The 255-nt window shown below is 57.6% G+C and carries 1 pseudogene; it reads right to left on the bottom strand.

Annotated features, from left to right (window positions below):
- A pseudogene (locus tag GYRE_RS23850) lies at positions 1-255 on the bottom strand (cation:dicarboxylate symporter family transporter); the annotation flags it as partial.

Raw genomic sequence — 255 nt, forward strand, 5'->3', positions numbered from 1 at the left:
CAATGACGATGCGCACCATTTTCATCACCCAGAACTGCACCGCGTTGATCCCGGCGCTCAGTCTGGCACCTTCTTCCGGCGCCTCTTTTTTCACCTTCAGCAGCGCGACGCCCGCAAGCAGGGTAAAGATGACGATCCCGATAACCGAAACGCTGCGCGCCCCGGTCAGATCAAGAAAACACGTTGGTCGGGATAAGCGAGGTAATCAGCTTCGGCAGCGATACCGCCCCGGTTTTAGCAACATCATCGGCGGTG

This window comes from Yokenella regensburgei ATCC 49455, from assembly GCF_000735455.1.
In the GTDB taxonomy this organism is placed as follows: Bacteria; Pseudomonadota; Gammaproteobacteria; order Enterobacterales; family Enterobacteriaceae; genus Yokenella; species Yokenella regensburgei.